Genomic DNA, 15,329 nt, shown 5'->3' on the forward strand with positions numbered 1-15,329 from the left:
GCCGAGTGGATCAGGGTCTGGCTGCGGTCCCGCGTAGTTGACTGGGCGTCGCGCCGTATTTGCGCAGGAAGCGGCGGCCGAAGTAGCCGGCATCCTTGAAACCGCAACTGAACGCGATCTCCTGGATGGAGCGGTGACGCTGGTTCAGGTTCAGCAATTGGCATCGGGCGCGTTCCAGGCGTTCGTCTTCTATCCATTTGTGCAGCGTCGTTCCCGTGGCGGCGAATACGCGATGCAGGTAGCGGATGGAGATACCCACCAACTCGGCGATGCGGCTCGCGGACAGATCCGGATCGGAGAGATGGGCGAGGGCCATCGTTCTGATGCGCCTGATCAGGTGGTCATGCGAGCGGCCCAGCGGAACCGCGGAGCCATCCTGGGTTTCCGATTCGGCGACCAGATCGAGCAACGCGGAGGTGAGCGAATGGCCGATCGGTGGAATCTGGTCGGTCGTCTCCGCTGCCACGGCCTGCAGCAGGCGGGAGGCCAGCCCGCTGGTGCCTCGCGCGCCGCTGAATACACGCCCGCACATCGTATCGGTGGTGAGGCCGCGCAGCATGAACTCATGCCGGGGAACACGCATGACCAGGCGTCTGGCCGAACTGTTGGCTTCGATCCGGTATGGCAGGGTGCTGTCCACTATCGTGAAATCGCCCCGCTGAAGTGGCATTTCGCGGTCCAGGTGCTTCATGTGCACCCGGCCGTCGAGATGAACGGCAAGCAGGAAATCGGTCTGCCGGTCGCGTGCGATATCTGCCGGGCCGCGCTCGATGCTGACGGAGTCGTAGTCGACGAGCGAGTATTCGAGGAACCCGACCTTTCCCTGTTTGATCTTCGCGTTGAAACCGTCTGTCACGGTCCGGCGCACCGAAATCTCCGCGACGCGGCATACGGCGAGCCGGAACACTTCGAAGCGCCTGCCCGGCGTGAGAAGTTCAGTGTCGAGTATGGTCTGCATCTTGTTCGATCCATGGGGCCGCAGGCAGCAAGTCGCGCTTGGGTGTCGCCGCAGCGTCGGCACGTCAGGTGCAGCAGCGGGAACGGGCACGAGGCAGATTAGCGTTTCCGTACCTTGCGGTCCAGCGCGTGTAAACGCGCTGCCGCTATCGGATCCACTGCATGCGTGTTGGTTCGGCACCGCGGAATGTGGCCCCACGCGTCCAGTCGCGGCAGCGAGTGCACGAAAGTCCGCAAGATCATGCACTTTCTCCAGCTTTCTTCCCTTCTGGCTTTGCTACTTTTTTCCTGATGGGCGCAAGAGCCGGTTTCATGCCGGCGCGCGGCCGCTAACCAGGGAAGGAACGGACATGAAATTGATACAGGACAGCGACGAAGTCGAAACATCGATGCAAGGCATCGCCCATCGGACGATCGCATCGCATCGAGACGGCCTGACCGGCCTCTCGGTCTGGCATCAGAAGATAGCCGTGGGGATGGCGACGCCGGACCACTGGCATGAATGCTCGGAAGTGATCGTGTGCGAGCAAGGCAGGGGCAGGGTCGAGTCGGACGAGGGCTCGCTGCGCTTCTCAGCGGGGATGAGCGTCGCCATTCCTGGCTGTGTGGTTCATCAGATATTCAACGATGGCCAGGACACGCTGGTGATCAGAGGCATACTCGCGGCCTCGCCGGTGGAGGTGTTCCATCCCGACGGCGAACCCTTGCCCTTGCCCTGGATCAGCTGAAGAAGAAATCCTTGGCGGCGTTCTATTGATGCCGCATCCAGCGGCGTCGAGAGCGCGGCTGAAATCGAAACAGGAGAGCAGGGTGAGGATGACATTTGGTGATCGGCTGGTCGACCTTCTACTCGAGGAGAAAGTCGAGGTGATTTTTTCCCAGGGGGATCTGAGCCTGGTGGAGATCCAGAAATGCGCGCAGCAGAAGGGCATCCGGCTCGTTGGCCCGCGCCATGAGCAGGTGGCGGCCTTCATGGCTTCGGGCTATTACTGCATGACGGGCCGCATGCAGGTGGCCATGGGGGCCATGGGGCCGGGCGTTTCCAACATGCTCTCGTCCGCTGTCTGTGCGGCGCAGGAGAACATTCCTCTCCTGCTCATCGGTTCGCGCAGGCAATCCTCCACCAATCTTGCCGTGCGCCGCAACAGGTGGCTGTATGCGCCGATGCTCGAAATGTTCCGCGTGCCGTGTAAATTCGTGGCGTCCATCGACACGCCTGGGCATCTGGACGACATCGTCAGGGAAGCATTCCGACAGGCGTGGGCAGGCACGCCGGGGCCTGTGTATCTGGAATTCGACTATTCCATCCAGGACATGAAATGGGATTTTCCGCCCCTGGAAAGCCCGGCGCGCTATCGCGCACAGCCTCGCGCCGCTGACGCCGCCAGTATGGATAAGGCTTGCGACCTGATACGGAGCGCTCGCAAGCCCATCCTGATGGCTGGACCTGGGGTCGTTAGGAACCGCTTGCACGCCGAGTTCCGCAAACTGGCCGATCTGGTCGCGGCGCCCGTGCTGACTTCGCTTGGCGGCTCCGGCGCGGTTCCCGAGAGCGATGGCAGGTACTTGTTCCAATTCAGCGGAGCGGGCAGAGAGGCGATAGAGAAGTCCGACCTCCTGATCGGGATCGGAACCAATCTCCCCGAAATGGACGGCTATGGGCGTCACGGGCAATTCGCCGCAGGTGCGGGAGCGGACCGCAAGATCCTGGTGCTGGAGACCGACCCCGGCATGGTGGGCGTGAACCGCTGCGCAGATCACGCGGTGGTGGGAGACCTGGCGCTGACTTTGCGTCAGCTTATCGCCGGACTGGAACGGGCAGGAGGGGCGGCTGCATGGGGAGAGTTATCGCGATTGCGGGCCGGGTACGAAGCGGAGCGCGAACGCCTGGCCGCGGCCATTCCCGAATCCGAGCAGATTCATCCGTCCCGGCTCATGCTGGAGGCTCGCAAGGCCGTTCCCGACGACGCCGTCATCGTGTTGGACGGCGGCCTTACCATCCTCCACAAGATGGCGTTCTTTGAGCAGCGCAGCAGCGATTTTCTCTACACTTCCACTTTTTCGCACCTTGGCTCCGGCCTGGGTTATGCCCTCGGCGCGCAGCTTGCCGCCGGCTCGCGGCGGCGCGTCTGCCTGCTGACGGGCGATGGGGCGCTGGGCTTTCATCTGGCGGAGTTCGAAACGCTGGTCCGACACCAACTTCCCGTGGTGGTCATCGTCAACGATGATCGCGCGCTGGGCGCGGAAATGTCGTCTCACATGCAGCATGTCGGCCATGCCATCGAGGCCACGTTCAGCCCCGTTAGATACGACCAGATCGCGCGCGCCATGGGAGGGCATGGCGAATACGTGCAGGAAGCGCAGGAGATTGTCCCGGCCGTTCAACGCGCCTTCTCCGCCGGAAAGCCCGCGTTGGTTCAGGTCATCACCGACCAGAAAGCCAGCTACATGGGCGCTCCCCCCTACGTGGATGCCTTGGCGGGATGGCTGGGGAACGACGCCTTGTCGCCGTCCGGACTCCTCTGATCAAGGGCCCTCGACCATGACCATAACCATGGAACACGAACTGTCCGAGGCGTTGGGCAGGCAGAAGAAGTCGTTTATGCGCGCGGGTTATCCTGCTCTCGATGTCCGGCTCGACCGTCTTAGACGGTTGGCCAACGTGCTGGATCGGAACCGGAACGAAATCGTGGAAGCGGAGGCAGCCGATTTTGGCGGACGCAGCCGATTCCTGAGCCATTCCGCGGACATCCTGGGGGGACTCGAGATCATCCGTCACACCTCGGACCAACTCGGCGAGTGGATGAAAGCGCAGCCACTCGACGTCGGCGATCCGGATGTCGACGTGGAGCTCAGTTTCGCGCCGCTTGGGGTGGTGGGCGCCATGACACCTTGGAACGGACCTGTCCTTATCAGCTATCTCGCCTTGGTGGGGATATTGGCGGCGGGCAACCGTGCAATGATCAAACTGCCGGAATTGACTCCGTCGACCTCCAGCCTGCTCGCCAGGGAACTGGGCAGGGAGTTCGACGCCGCTGAAGTTCTGGCGGTACAGGGCGGGGCCGACGTCGCGGCGGCCTTCAGCCGTTTGCAGTTCGACCATCTGCTTTTCACGGGGTCGACTGAAACCGGCAGGAAGGTCATGATGGAAGCGGCAAAGAACCTGGTGCCGGTCACCTTGGAGCTGGGAGGAAAGTGTCCGGTCTTCGTCGGCAGGAGCGCGGACATCGACATGACGGCCGCGCGTCTGGCCCACGGGAAGTTGCTGTTCGCGGGGCAGGTATGCGTGACGCCGGACTATGTGCTGGCGCCGCGGCAGGTGGCGGAGCGCCTGGCCGAAGGGATACTCGCGCACGCGCAACAGCTATATCCCTCGATTGCTGGCAACGACGATTACTCCGCCATCATCAGCGACAAGCACTACGCCCGCTTGCAGGGCCTGGTGGACGATGCCGTGGCGAAAGGCGCGAGCGCGAAGCAGCTGCACGGCGCGCGAGCGCGCCTGGCGGGATCGCGGCAGTTCCCGTTGACGCTGTTGCTGGAGACGAGCGCCTCGATGGCAGTCATGCGCGAGGAAATATTCGGCCCCATTCTGCCGGTCATCGGCTTCGACTCCTTCGAGGAGGCTGCCCGATATGCCCAGTCGCTGGCTCGTCCTCTAGCATCCTATTATTTTGGCGATGACCTCGAGGAAATGCGCTGGCTGCGGGAAAACTTCCAGGCCGGGTCGCTTACCCTTAACGACGTCGTGTCCCAGCTTTTTCACGAGCAGATTCCGTTCGGCGGGGTCGGCGCCAGCGGCATGGGCCGATATCGTGGAGTCGCCGGATTCAGGACGTTCAGCAACCTGATGCCCGTCGTCACGCAGAATGCCGCGGAAGCCAAGCTTGAGAAGCTGCGGCCGCCGTATCCTGTCGGTTGATGGGGCGGAGAGCGGCGCCACGGAAGCCGGTGAGCAGATGAATACCTCAGGCCCGCGCAATGAGGGATTTCTTCTTTTCGAAGAATCTTCCCGTTGCCATCTGGCACGTGCGTCCCGCCTTGTCGTAACGGTTGCGCTCCAGAAGCGCTACCGGCCCGCAGCCAGCGCACGCCCGTCTCGCGCCTTTCGCCCCAGATAAGGCAACAAGCTGACCAACCCAAGCACGGCCAACGCAGCGCCCACCCACAGCGGCGAACGCACGCCATGCCCCGCCGCGATGCCCAGCCCACCGATCCAGGCGCCAGCCCCCAATCCGATGTTGATCACCGACGTATGCACGGTATTCACCAACGCACCCGGATGCGCGGTCTGCATGACGCGGGCGATCATCGCGGGATTCATGGGCACGCCAACCAGGCCGATCACGATCAGCGCGCTCAGGCTGAGAACCTGGTTTTGGGCGAACACCGCGAACAGCGCCAAGGTTGCGGCCAGTATGATCAAGCCAGCCGCCATGATGGGCATGGCGTACTTGTCCGCATACCGCCCCACGAGCATGTTTCCCGCCACGTTGGCCGCTCCGTAGATTCCCAGCAGCCAGGGAATCGACGCTGCGGTGAAACCGGTCACTTCGGTCAGGATCGGAGCGAAGTAGCTGAAGGCCGCAAACGTCGCGCCGATAATCAGCCCGCTGGTGGCGAACGCCGCCCACAGGTGCCGATTTCCGAACGCTGCGATTTCCGCGGCGAGGCTGACCGTTGCAGAGGCCTGGGAGCGCGGCACCAGGATGGCGATGACCGCCGCGCACAGGATGGCTAGCGCTACTACCAGCCAAAAACTGGCGCGCCAGCCCAGATGCTGGTCGATGACCGTGGCGATGGGAACACCCAGCACCGTTGCCAGCATCAATCCTCCGATCACGATGGAGGCCGCCCGTCCGCGCGATTGGGCGGCCACAATCTGGGCGCAAATCGCCAGCGATACCCCAAAGCACGCGGAGCCGGCCACTCCCGTCGCGACCCGGGCGGCCGCCATGACTTCGTAGCTGGTCGCGGATGCGGCAACGGATTGCGCGATGGCATAGAAGCCCAGCAGCCAGAGCAGCGCCTTCTTGTTGGGTACGCGCAGCTTGATCAGGCCGACCGTGAGCAAGGGTCCTCCGACGACCATGCCGATGGCATAAAGCGAGATCAGGTAGCCGATCTGCGTCACCGAAACGCCGAAGGCTTGCGTCAGCGAAGCCATCATGCCCGCCACCATGAACTCGGACGTGGTCAATGAGAAGATCGTCAATCCCAGGATATAGACCGCTAATGGCATGGGAAAACTCCTAAAAGTTTATTGATCAGTACAAAATTGCCCCAAAAGAACCGGCCAGCAGGCCGGTGATCATTGTTGGGGTAGCAGACTTCCCGTTGGCTTCACCGCTGCGACGATGAGCATGCGGTTCGGCGCGGACCCGTTCTCATGGGGAGACGGCCTTGTTGGCTGTTGCGCGGGTAAGTGGTGCAAAGGCCACCGCCTTGATTTCCACCAGCCCGCCGTCGGGGTTCAAATCGGCAACTTCCAGTTCCACCGCGGCAGGGTAGGGCGCGAAGAAGAATTCATCCCGAACCCGGCCTATGGCGGCCAACTGGCCGGCCTTGTCCAGGTCCAGGCGGTCACGGCCGAACACATGGAACATCTGCAACTCGATGACATCCTCCATCTGCGCGTCGCAGGCGGAAAGCAGGCGCTCAATCTGTTTGAACACAATGCGCAATTCATCGCAGAACGCGGCTTCGCTCATTGGCTCGCTGGTTGGGTTGCAAGCCACGATGCCCGAGAGGTACACAAAGTCGCCTGCGCGGCGGGCCGGCGCATAGTGGTACTGCGCGACATCAGACTCCAGAGAGGCTGGAATTGCGACTGCGCCGGTTCTGGTTGCTACGCGGCGTACATCAGCGTTTGAAGGATGATTCATATGGGCTCTCTTTGATTGATAGTGTACTGATCGATAAACAATTACTGAAAAAAATAGGCCGGGGCCTGCGATGGTTATCGTGATTCCAACGCGGGCTTCATGGCTCATAGACTTGCCAAGGTGCCCTCCAGCACATCTTGAAGAAACGCTCGGTCCGGCATGGATTGTCCAAGGATGCGTAGCCCGTAATAGCTGGCGAGGAACGCGCGCGTCACTTCCAACGCCGGCCTGCCGCTTGCCAGCTCGCCATTGCGCTGGCCCACGGCGATGACGTGGCAGATTGTTGCTTCCAGCTTGTTGACATAGCTGCGGTTGATCCGGTCGATGATGGGATCTTTGCTGCTGCGCTCCATGACCGAAAAAAGAGCCATGCAACTGCGGCGCCGGGCCGGATCCAGGTCGCCATCGACGCCCCATTGCAGTAACGCGCGCAACCGTTCCTTGGCGGTGCCTGGGCCGTTGAGGATGTCGGATTGTGCCTGGAGCCCCAGCTCCTGATAGCGGCGCAAGGCTTGCTCGTAGAGGTTCTGCTTGCTGCCAAAGGCATGGTAGAGGCTGCCACGCCCCAAGCCTGTGCGTTCGCATAGCTCTTGTGTTGAGCTGGCTTCGTAACCGTGGGTCCAGAAAACGTCCATCGCGGCGTCTATGACGGCAGTGTCGTCGTACTCTTTGGGCCTTCCACTCATGGTTGCTGTCCTTCGCCGCAGTTCATGCGTCGGATTATAGGTAATAATTTACTGACTGGTAAACAACTGTTTTTTGTCAGTCCATTCCTGTGCCGGGCGGCCGATCGCTAAAGCGCTTGGTCATGGGCGGGCGTTTGCAATTCCGTTCAAGACGGAGCGTGCCAAGGCCGGTAAAAGGCAGTGAGCAGAGGACAACGGAGAAAACATGGGCGACATCGACGCGGCATTGGCAGAAGCAAGCACTCTCAGTCCAGGCGCCATCGTGGCGCGCTTCAGCGGAAAATCACCAAGCCGCATTACCGTGGCCGGACACGTCGATATGGAGCGCTCAGCCGTTCTGGCGCCTGACGCGATTTTCCGTATCTCGTCGATGACCAAGCCGATCACGGCGGTCGCGCTCATGATGTTGATCGAGAGACTCAATATCGAGCTGACCGAGCCCGTGGCCAAGTGGCTGCCAGAGCTAGGCAAGCCGAAGGTGCTGGTCGATCTGCACGGTGAACTGGATCTAACGGTTCCGGCGAAGCGCGAGATCACTGTCGAGGACATCCTGACATCCCGGCTGGGCACGGGCATCGTGCCCGCCGCGCCCGGCAGCACGCCGTTCCAGCGGGAAGTCACGCGCCAACAGCTGGTGGGTTTTGATGCCCCCCGGCCTGCCGCGGCCATGGGACCAGATGAGTGGCTTCGAAGGCTCGGCGCATTGCCGCTGTTGGCGCATCCCGGCGACCGGTGGTTTTATTCGGTCGCGTCCAATGTGCAAGGAGTGCTGATTGCCCGGCTCTCAGGCATGGCATTGTCTGAGTTCCTGGCTACGCATGTGTTCGAACCGTTGGAGATGAAGGACACCGGCTTTTACGTCAAAGCCGGGCAGTTGTCCCGACTCACACCCGCCTATTTCGGCGATCTCCGGCTCGCGGACGGTCCGAAAGAGGAGAGCGCTTGGGCAAACCCTCCCGCATTCGAGGGCGGCGAAGGCGGTTTGGTCTCAACGGCTGCCGACTACATGGCCTTCGTGCGCATGCTGCATGCGGGGGGCGAAACGCCCACGGGGCGGCTGCTGGGCAAGGCTTGGATCAGGCGCATGCTGACCGACCATCTGACGGCCGGACAGCGCGCCGATGCCGCCAGTTTTCTCGATGGCCGCGGCTGGGGTTATGGCGTTTCCGTTGACGCAGGTCGGCCCTTCACCGACGCCTTGCGAGGGACCGTGGGCTGGTCAGGAGGGCTGGGAACCTCATGGCTCAGCGACCTCTCCAGCCATCGAGCCGTAGTGGTCATGTGCTCAAGGGCGCTCGATGAGCCGGCGGTCCATGCGGATCATCAGGCGCTTCAGCTGGCTGCGCTTCGTTAGCGTCTGGTCTACGCTCCTGCCAGGCGCCCGCCGTCGCGCGTGGCAGGCCGCCCAGGCAAGGGGAGGGGCGTCATGGACGCAAACCGCAGATGTCGCGCAACTGCGCGATGTCTGGCTCCACGCCCAGACCCGCCTCGTTTCCGAGCTTGGCTTCTCCTTCGACGATTGCACCCAATGCCGGGCTCAGAACTGCGCGCAGAGGATTCTCGTTGGAGTCGATTTCGAGCATGCCGCCCGTTCGTCCGCGCGCCGCGAGGATGTGCGCCGAGGCGAGCTGGCCGACGCCCGCCCCAAGGAAGTGCGGGCAATAGCGCAGGCCCGCCTCGTGAATCCTGTCGATGACCGGCAAGCAGCCGGAGATGCCGCCCCATTTGGCCAGATCGGGCTGCACGATCTTCAGAGTCCTGCTATTGATCGCCGCCTCGAAGGCGTCTGGACCGATGAGATTCTCGCCGGCCGCGAGGGGGATTTCCGTTTGCTCAGCCAGTTGCGCCCATTCCGATAGGGGCCGGTTCGCGCGCAGCGGCTCCTCCAGCCAGCGCGGCGTGAACTCGCTGAAGCGGCTGGCCATGTTCAGCGCGCTCTTCAGATCCCAGGCCTGGTTGGCGTCCAGCATGAGCTCGGTGCCCGGGGGCAGCCAGGCATGGATCGTTCTGACGTTGGCGAGATCCCGTTCTTCGCCAAAACCCACCTTGAGTTTGAAGGCGCGATAGCCTTCCGCGTGTTTGGCGCGCACCGTATCTTCGGGGCGATCCGGGTTGATGCCGCTGGCGTAGACGCGGATCACCTCCGAGGCGCCGCCCAGGAATTGCCACAGCGGCACGCCTGCTCGGCGGGACAGCATGTCCCACAAGGCCAGGTCGATGCCGGCGATCACTTGCGCGATGGGTCCCGGCTCGCCGGATTGGATGGCAAGCACGGCGGTGCGCGCGCTCATGTGGGCAAACGCGGCTTCGGCTGACGGGTAGGACTGGCCAAGGACCAGTGGCGCCACGACGGTCTCCAGCAGGCGGGCGCGGTGTTCCGCGCCGCAGCTCGGGAAGTTGCACCAGATCTCTCCCCAGCCCACCGCCCCGTCCGCGTCTTCGGCCCGCACCAGCAGCGCGGGGCGGTCCAGCATGGTGCCGAAGGAGGTCTGTACCGGACGCTTGACCGGCCAGCGCAGGACGTGGGCCTCGATGCGCGCCAGCGTGAACGGCCGGACGGCCCAAGCTTGTTTGGTATTAGGGTTTGTCATGGCATTAAGATGTTAAGTGCTGGTCTATAGTATGTTTAGCACTTTCGGAATGCAACTCAGGTCTAACCCTCTATACACACCATGCGTCTTCCGTCCTTCATCTCGCGCCCGCTGCTCATCGCGGCGCCATGGCTATGCATCCTCGGGCTGTGGCTGGCGGTACGGGCCAGCGGGCTCGTCAGCCCCGCTCTCGTGCCTTCGCCTGCCGCGGTCATCGAAAAGTTCATCGAACTCTCCAAGGACCGCCTGTGGCTGGACATCTGGATGTCGGCCCGCCGCGTCTTCACCGGGGTCACGTTAGGCATCCTGGTCGCCGTGCCTGTGGGTTTTTGCCTGGGCTGGTATCGCGGGCTGCGGGTGTTCATTGATCCCGTCATCAACTTCTTCCGCGCGCTTCCGCCGATCGCGCTGATTCCCCTGGTGATCGTCTACTTCGGGATCGGTGAATCGGCCAAGACCGTCATCCTGTTCTACGCCTCGTTCTTTGCCGGCGTCATCGTGATGTACGAAGGAATCGCCCAGATCAGCCCGATCTTCGTGCGCGTCGCACGGACGCTGGGCGCCAATGACGTGGAGATCTTCATCAAGGTCATCGTCCCGCTTACGGTGCCGCATATCCTGACGGCCATCCGGGTGGCGTTGGGCGTGGCTTGGGCCACGCTGGTGGCGTCCGAACTCATCGCGGCCCAGCAGGGGCTGGGGGCGCTCATCCAGAATGCGTCTTCGTTTTTCCAACTGGACGTGATCTACGTCGGGATCATCTGCATCGGCCTCATCGCCATGCTGATGGACCTGGCCCTGAGGGCCGCAAGCCGGCGCCTGGTCGCGTGGCAAGACCGCATCGCCTGAGACAGACCCCGGACATCCAAGACCATGACCATCAGCACTCAACTGCGCAGCGTGGACACCGCCACGCCGAAGCCGTCGCCGGATCCCAAGGTCAGGATCCGGTTCGATAACGTCACCGTGGATTTTCCCACCGCCACCGGCCCGATGAGGGTGGTGGACGGCGTGACCCTGGACATCCACGATGGCGAGTTCGTATCCATCATCGGTCCCTCGGGCTGCGGCAAGACGACTTTGATGAATATTGTCGGCGGTTTCGTGCAGCCGACCTCTGGCGCCGTGACGCTGGACGGCCGGCCCGTCACGGCCCCCGGGCCCGACCGCGGCGTGATCTTCCAGGAGTACGGCGTGTTCCCGTGGCTCACGGTCCGCGGCAATATCGAATTCGGCATGAAGCTCGCGGCCAACAAGGCGAGCCCGCGGGAACGCGCCGAGATCTGCCAGCGCTACATGAAGCTGATGGGCCTGACCGATTTCGCGGATCACTTTCCGAAGCACCTTTCCGGCGGCATGCGGCAGCGGCTGGCGATCGCGCGCGCCTACGCCGTCAAGCCGCAGTTCCTGTTGATGGACGAGCCCTTTGGCGCGCTGGATGCGCAGACCCGGACCGCCATGCAGGACCTGCTGCTCGAAGTGCTGCAGACCGAAGGCAAGACGGTGATGCTGATCACCCACTCGGTGGAGGAAGCCATCTACCTGTCATCAAAGATCGTCGTGGTCACAGCCCGGCCTTCCAAGGTCAGGAAGGTGATAGAGGTTCCTTTCGGCTACCCCCGCTCGGAGCGGGTTCACGAGGACCCTCGCTTCGTCGAGTTGAGCCGCGAGATCCGGGAGCTGGTCATGTTCGAGTACGAAGCCCAGGCCCGCCAATCCGTCCGGCCGACCGATTGAGACCGCGTCAGCAGCCCCACCACAAGGAGACTCCATGAAACTCGACCGCAGAACCCTACTCAAGGCCGGCATGGCCGCTTCCATCGCAGCAATCGCGGCGCCCGCCATAGGGCAGGCGCGCAAGAAGCTGCGCGTGGGTTACCTGCATACGCCTGCCGTCGACGGGCATTTGTGGCTGGGCCTGCAGATGGGCAGCTACGCCAAGCATGGCCTGGAACTGGAGCCCATCGTCTTCACCACGGGCCTCGAGATCTTCCAGGCCATGATAGGCGGCAGCCTCGACGTGCTGGCTACCGGCGCGGTCGTTTCGAACTTTCCCGCGCGCGGCCAGGGCAAGGTCTTTCTTGTGAACGACATCGAGTACGGCACCGCCCAGCTCTGGGTGCGCGACGAGTCGATCAAGACCGCGGCCGACCTGAAGGGCAAGCAGATCTCCACGACCACGGGCACAACCGCCCATGTGTTCCTTGACCGCGCCTTGCGCGCGGCCAAGCTCGACCCGGGCAAGGACGTGCAGATCGTCAACCAGCGCATGGCCGATGCCGTGACCTCGTTCGTATCCGGCGCGGTCAGTGCGGTCGCGCTCTGGGTGCCATTCGACACGATCGTCAGGTCCAAGGTGCCCAATGCGCGCATGCTGATCGACGCGTCCGCGTTCTATCCGGAGGCGGCGATCATGGGCGGATGGGCGGCCAGGAACGATTTCTACGAGGCCCAGAAGCCGGCCATCCGCAGCCTCATCGCCGCCTGGGGCGAGGCCAACGACGCCATCGTGAAAACCCCGGACGCCGCGGTGGAGACGCTGCAGAAGACGCAGTACAAGGATGTGCCGCTGGCCGAGTTCAAGGCGCAGTTCAAGCAGGCCAAGTATTTCTCCACGGCCGAGTGGCGCACCAAATATGAGGACGGCTCGGTGACCCGCTGGCTGCAGCAGGTGACCGACTTCTTCGCGCAGGCCGGGAACATCTCGAATCCCGTTCCCGCCTCGCGCTACTTCGATCCTTCGGTCTACCTGGAGGCGATCAAGGCATGAGCATTCCGGCTGGCGCGGGCTTTGATTACATCGTCATCGGCGGCGGCTCCGCCGGATGCGTGCTGGCCAATCGGCTCAGCCGCGATCCCGCGGTGCGCGTGTTGCTGCTGGAAGCGGGCACGGCGGCGCGTAGTTTCTGGCTCAAGCTGCCGGTGGGCTACTTCAAGACCATTTACGATCCGCGTTTTTCCCGGTTATTCCCGATCGAAGCCCAGGCCGAGACCGGCAATCGCACCATCCTGTGGCCGCGTGGGAGGGCGCTGGGCGGTTCAAGCGTGATCAACGGTCTGTTGTACATCCGTGGACAGCATGAGGACTACGATGACTGGGCCGAGCTGGGCGCGACGGGCTGGGCCTATCGGGACGTGCTGCCGTATTTCAAGAAATCCGAGCGCTACGACGCAGGCGAGTCCGAGTACCACGGGGCCTCCGGCGAACTCCGTGTCTCCAACCTGCGCAATGACCATCCTTACACGGCTGCGTGGGTGGAAGCGGCAGTCGAGGCCGGCTGCCGGCGAAATGACGACTTCAATGGCGCCGAGTCGGAGGGCGTGGGATCCTACCAGCTGACGCTGGGCAGCCGTTGGCGTTGCGACGCCGCGACCGCCTTCTTGAACCCGGCCCGGTCGCGCCCGAATCTGGTGATCGAGACCGGAGCCCACGTCACGCGCATCCTGATCGATGGCGGCCGGGCGCTGGGCGCGGAGTGGGTGCAGGACGGCCAACTGAAACGCGCGATGGCGGACGCCGAGGTGGTGCTTGCGGCTGGCGCGTTGCAGTCGCCCCAGGTGCTGCAGCTTTCCGGCGTGGGCGACGCGGCGCTGCTGGCCAGGCACGGCATTGCGGTTGCGGCGCATTCGCCGGAAGTCGGCCGCAACCTGCAGGACCATTACCAGGCACGCGTGATCGTCAAACTGAAGCAGCGCATGTCGCTCAACGATGCGGTGCGCAATCCGTTCAGCCTCGCGGGCATGGGAGCGCAGTGGCTGTTCCAGGGCAGGGGACCGCTCACGGTGGGCGCGGGCCAGGTGGGCGGACTGGCGGCGACCGAGCACGCGGTGGGCGGCCGGGCGGACATACTCTTCAATGTCATGCCGCTATCGGTTGACAAGCCCGGCGACGCGCTGCATCGGTTCTCCGGCTTTTCCGCGTCGGCGACGCAATGCCGGCCCGATTCGCGCGGTACCGTGGAGATCGTGAGCAAGGATCCGTTGGCATCGCCACGCATTGTTTCGAACTACCTGACCGAGCCGCGCGATGCGAAGGTTCTGGTCGCGGGCTTGCGCATGTTGCGCGATATCTATGCCCAGCCATCGTTCCGCGATCTGGTGACCGGCGAAGAATACCTGCCGGGAAACGAGGTCACGACCGCCGCCGCATTGGAGCGATTCGCCCGCGACAAGGGCGGCACGGTATTCCATCCTGCCGGCACCTGCCGCATGGGCGGCGACGCGGGATCGGTGGTCGATGCGCGGTTGCGCGTCCGAGGGATAGATCGCTTGCGTATCGTCGACGCTTCGGTCATGCCTCGCATGGTGTCGACCAACACCAACGCCGCCGCGATTATGATCGGCGAGAAGGGCGCCGCGCTGATCCTCGAGGACGCACGCGGCGCTGTCCGGCCGCAAGCGCGTGATATAGTCGCGGACACTTTGACGCCATGATTCTCGACACCGCCCAAGCTCCCCTCTACGTGCAACTTTCGGATCTGTTCCGGCAGCGGATCCTGAAGGGCGTATGGAAGAACGGCGAGAAATTGCCCTCGCTCGACGCGCTGGCCGAGGAGTTCCATGTGGCCAAGGTCACGGTACGCCAGGCGATCGAAAGGCTTACCCGCGATGGCTTGCTTTCACCGCAGCGGGGGCGCGGCACCTTCGTGACGGGAGCGCCCCAGGACAACCGTTGGCTCCGTGTCGAAACCACGCTCGAGAACCTGTCCAGCGTCTATCGGGATACGCACCCGACCATCCTCAACATCGACGAGTCGACGCGCACGCCATTGCTGAACGAAGCGGACGGCGTCGCCGCGGAAAAGTACGTCTTCATGCGGCGGATCCATGCCCGCAACGGGCAGCCGTACTGCGTCATCAATATCTACCTGGATGCCGCCATCTTTGCAAAGCATCCCACGCGCTTTCGCAAGGAAACCGTCATTCCCATTCTGATGGGCATGACCTCGGTGGAGATTGTCTCCGCCCGCCAGGTGCTGACCATTTCGACAGCCGATGTCGAGGTGGCAAGGCATTTGGGCATCAATGTGAACGCGCCCGTGGCGGAAGTCCGGCGCGTGTTCACCGGGCCGGAACGTCGCGTCATCTACCTGGGCGAAGTGACCTATCGCGGCGACTTCGTGCGCATGGAAATCGACCTGAAGCCATGACGGCGGAAGGATGGTCCGCGCGTCCGCGCGGACCGGCCGGCCGTTCATGGGGCCCAGGAT

At 63.3% G+C, this 15,329-nt stretch carries 14 protein-coding genes; 9 read left to right on the forward strand and 5 right to left on the reverse strand.

Annotated elements, in window-relative coordinates:
• Positions 1–10: 10 nt before the first annotated feature.
• Entirely contained in the window at positions 11–958 is a 948-nt protein-coding gene (locus FOC84_RS26845) for a helix-turn-helix domain-containing protein (protein ID WP_173147613.1), read from the reverse strand.
• A gap of 349 nt (positions 959–1,307) precedes the next feature.
• Between FOC84_RS26845 and FOC84_RS26850 the strand changes: the two genes are divergently transcribed.
• From FOC84_RS26850 to FOC84_RS26860, 3 genes are all read left to right on the forward strand, one after another.
• Entirely contained in the window at positions 1,308–1,685 is a 378-nt protein-coding gene (locus FOC84_RS26850) for a cupin domain-containing protein (protein ID WP_173147615.1), read from the forward strand.
• Between the two features lie 88 nt (positions 1,686–1,773).
• Positions 1,774–3,483: a thiamine pyrophosphate-binding protein gene (locus FOC84_RS26855; RefSeq protein ID WP_173147617.1), complete on the forward strand. Its 1,710-nt coding sequence runs from the start codon at positions 1,774–1,776 to the stop codon at positions 3,481–3,483.
• Positions 3,484–3,511: 28 nt separating this feature from the next.
• The gene (locus tag FOC84_RS26860) at positions 3,512–4,879 is read left to right on the forward strand and encodes an aldehyde dehydrogenase family protein (protein WP_173147619.1); all 1,368 of its coding nucleotides are present in this window, start codon (positions 3,512–3,514) and stop codon (positions 4,877–4,879) included.
• A 147-nt stretch (positions 4,880–5,026) separates the two neighbouring features.
• Here the strand turns inward: FOC84_RS26860 and FOC84_RS26865 are convergent, their stop codons facing one another.
• The 3 genes from FOC84_RS26865 to FOC84_RS26875 all read right to left on the reverse strand — a co-directional run bounded on the left by FOC84_RS26865 (position 5,027) and on the right by FOC84_RS26875 (position 7,528).
• Positions 5,027–6,199, reverse strand: coding sequence for an MFS transporter (locus FOC84_RS26865; protein ID WP_173147621.1), 1,173 nt, complete (start codon positions 6,197–6,199; stop codon positions 5,027–5,029).
• Between the two features lie 145 nt (positions 6,200–6,344).
• Positions 6,345–6,842, reverse strand: coding sequence for a Rid family hydrolase (locus FOC84_RS26870; protein WP_173147623.1), 498 nt, complete (start codon positions 6,840–6,842; stop codon positions 6,345–6,347).
• Between the two features lie 104 nt (positions 6,843–6,946).
• Positions 6,947–7,528 (reverse strand): TetR/AcrR family transcriptional regulator, encoded by a 582-nt coding sequence (locus FOC84_RS26875; RefSeq protein WP_173147625.1) that lies wholly within the window; start codon positions 7,526–7,528, stop codon positions 6,947–6,949.
• 205 nt (positions 7,529–7,733) lie between these two features.
• Between FOC84_RS26875 and FOC84_RS26880 the strand changes: the two genes are divergently transcribed.
• Complete coding sequence (locus FOC84_RS26880) at positions 7,734–8,882, forward strand: serine hydrolase domain-containing protein (protein ID WP_173147627.1); 1,149 nt, start codon at positions 7,734–7,736, stop codon at positions 8,880–8,882.
• Positions 8,883–8,952: 70 nt separating this feature from the next.
• Here the strand turns inward: FOC84_RS26880 and FOC84_RS26885 are convergent, their stop codons facing one another.
• Positions 8,953–10,119 carry a mandelate racemase/muconate lactonizing enzyme family protein gene (locus FOC84_RS26885; protein WP_173147629.1) on the reverse strand — a complete coding sequence of 389 codons (1,167 nt, stop codon included), beginning with the start codon at positions 10,117–10,119 and terminating at the stop codon, positions 8,953–8,955.
• A gap of 81 nt (positions 10,120–10,200) precedes the next feature.
• Here FOC84_RS26885 and FOC84_RS26890 point away from each other — a divergent pair, with 81 nt between their 5' ends.
• From FOC84_RS26890 to FOC84_RS26910, 5 genes are read left to right on the forward strand one after another with little or no spacing between them, the layout of a single operon-like run.
• A complete protein-coding gene (locus FOC84_RS26890) occupies positions 10,201–10,968 on the forward strand; it encodes an ABC transporter permease (RefSeq protein ID WP_173147631.1) in 768 nt (255 codons plus the stop codon).
• A 24-nt stretch (positions 10,969–10,992) separates the two neighbouring features.
• Positions 10,993–11,856, forward strand: coding sequence for an ABC transporter ATP-binding protein (locus FOC84_RS26895; protein WP_173147633.1), 864 nt, complete (start codon positions 10,993–10,995; stop codon positions 11,854–11,856).
• A 34-nt stretch (positions 11,857–11,890) separates the two neighbouring features.
• A complete protein-coding gene (locus FOC84_RS26900; RefSeq protein ID WP_173147635.1) occupies positions 11,891–12,889 on the forward strand; it encodes an ABC transporter substrate-binding protein in 999 nt (332 codons plus the stop codon).
• Positions 12,886–14,553: a GMC family oxidoreductase gene (locus FOC84_RS26905; protein WP_173147637.1), complete on the forward strand. Its 1,668-nt coding sequence runs from the start codon at positions 12,886–12,888 to the stop codon at positions 14,551–14,553. Before FOC84_RS26900 ends, FOC84_RS26905 begins: the two co-directional genes overlap by 4 nt.
• Positions 14,550–15,269, forward strand: a complete 720-nt coding sequence (locus tag FOC84_RS26910) for a GntR family transcriptional regulator (RefSeq protein ID WP_173147639.1) — start codon at positions 14,550–14,552, stop codon at positions 15,267–15,269. Before FOC84_RS26905 ends, FOC84_RS26910 begins: the two co-directional genes overlap by 4 nt.
• The last annotated feature ends 60 nt before the right edge of the window (positions 15,270–15,329 follow it).

The sequence above is a fragment of the Achromobacter pestifer genome (genome assembly GCF_013267355.1).
GTDB classification, from domain to species: Bacteria; Pseudomonadota; Gammaproteobacteria; order Burkholderiales; family Burkholderiaceae_B; genus Achromobacter; species Achromobacter pestifer_A.

Excerpts from the sequence above, each read along its gene's own strand:
- FOC84_RS26845 (WP_173147613.1), bottom strand. The coding sequence starts at position 958 with ATGCAGACCATACTCGACACTGAACTTCTCACGCCGGGCAGGCGCTTC.
- FOC84_RS26850 (WP_173147615.1), top strand. The coding sequence starts at position 1,308 with ATGAAATTGATACAGGACAGCGACGAAGTCGAAACATCGATGCAAGGC.
- FOC84_RS26855 (WP_173147617.1), top strand. The coding sequence starts at position 1,774 with ATGACATTTGGTGATCGGCTGGTCGACCTTCTACTCGAGGAGAAAGTC.
- FOC84_RS26860 (WP_173147619.1), top strand. The coding sequence starts at position 3,512 with ATGGAACACGAACTGTCCGAGGCGTTGGGCAGGCAGAAGAAGTCGTTT.
- FOC84_RS26865 (WP_173147621.1), bottom strand. The coding sequence starts at position 6,199 with ATGCCATTAGCGGTCTATATCCTGGGATTGACGATCTTCTCATTGACC.
- FOC84_RS26870 (WP_173147623.1), bottom strand. The coding sequence starts at position 6,842 with ATGAATCATCCTTCAAACGCTGATGTACGCCGCGTAGCAACCAGAACC.
- FOC84_RS26875 (WP_173147625.1), bottom strand. The coding sequence starts at position 7,528 with ATGAGTGGAAGGCCCAAAGAGTACGACGACACTGCCGTCATAGACGCC.
- FOC84_RS26880 (WP_173147627.1), top strand. The coding sequence starts at position 7,734 with ATGGGCGACATCGACGCGGCATTGGCAGAAGCAAGCACTCTCAGTCCA.
- FOC84_RS26885 (WP_173147629.1), bottom strand. The coding sequence starts at position 10,119 with ATGACAAACCCTAATACCAAACAAGCTTGGGCCGTCCGGCCGTTCACG.
- FOC84_RS26890 (WP_173147631.1), top strand. The coding sequence starts at position 10,201 with ATGCGTCTTCCGTCCTTCATCTCGCGCCCGCTGCTCATCGCGGCGCCA.
- FOC84_RS26895 (WP_173147633.1), top strand. The coding sequence starts at position 10,993 with ATGACCATCAGCACTCAACTGCGCAGCGTGGACACCGCCACGCCGAAG.
- FOC84_RS26900 (WP_173147635.1), top strand. The coding sequence starts at position 11,891 with ATGAAACTCGACCGCAGAACCCTACTCAAGGCCGGCATGGCCGCTTCC.
- FOC84_RS26905 (WP_173147637.1), top strand. The coding sequence starts at position 12,886 with ATGAGCATTCCGGCTGGCGCGGGCTTTGATTACATCGTCATCGGCGGC.
- FOC84_RS26910 (WP_173147639.1), top strand. The coding sequence starts at position 14,550 with ATGATTCTCGACACCGCCCAAGCTCCCCTCTACGTGCAACTTTCGGAT.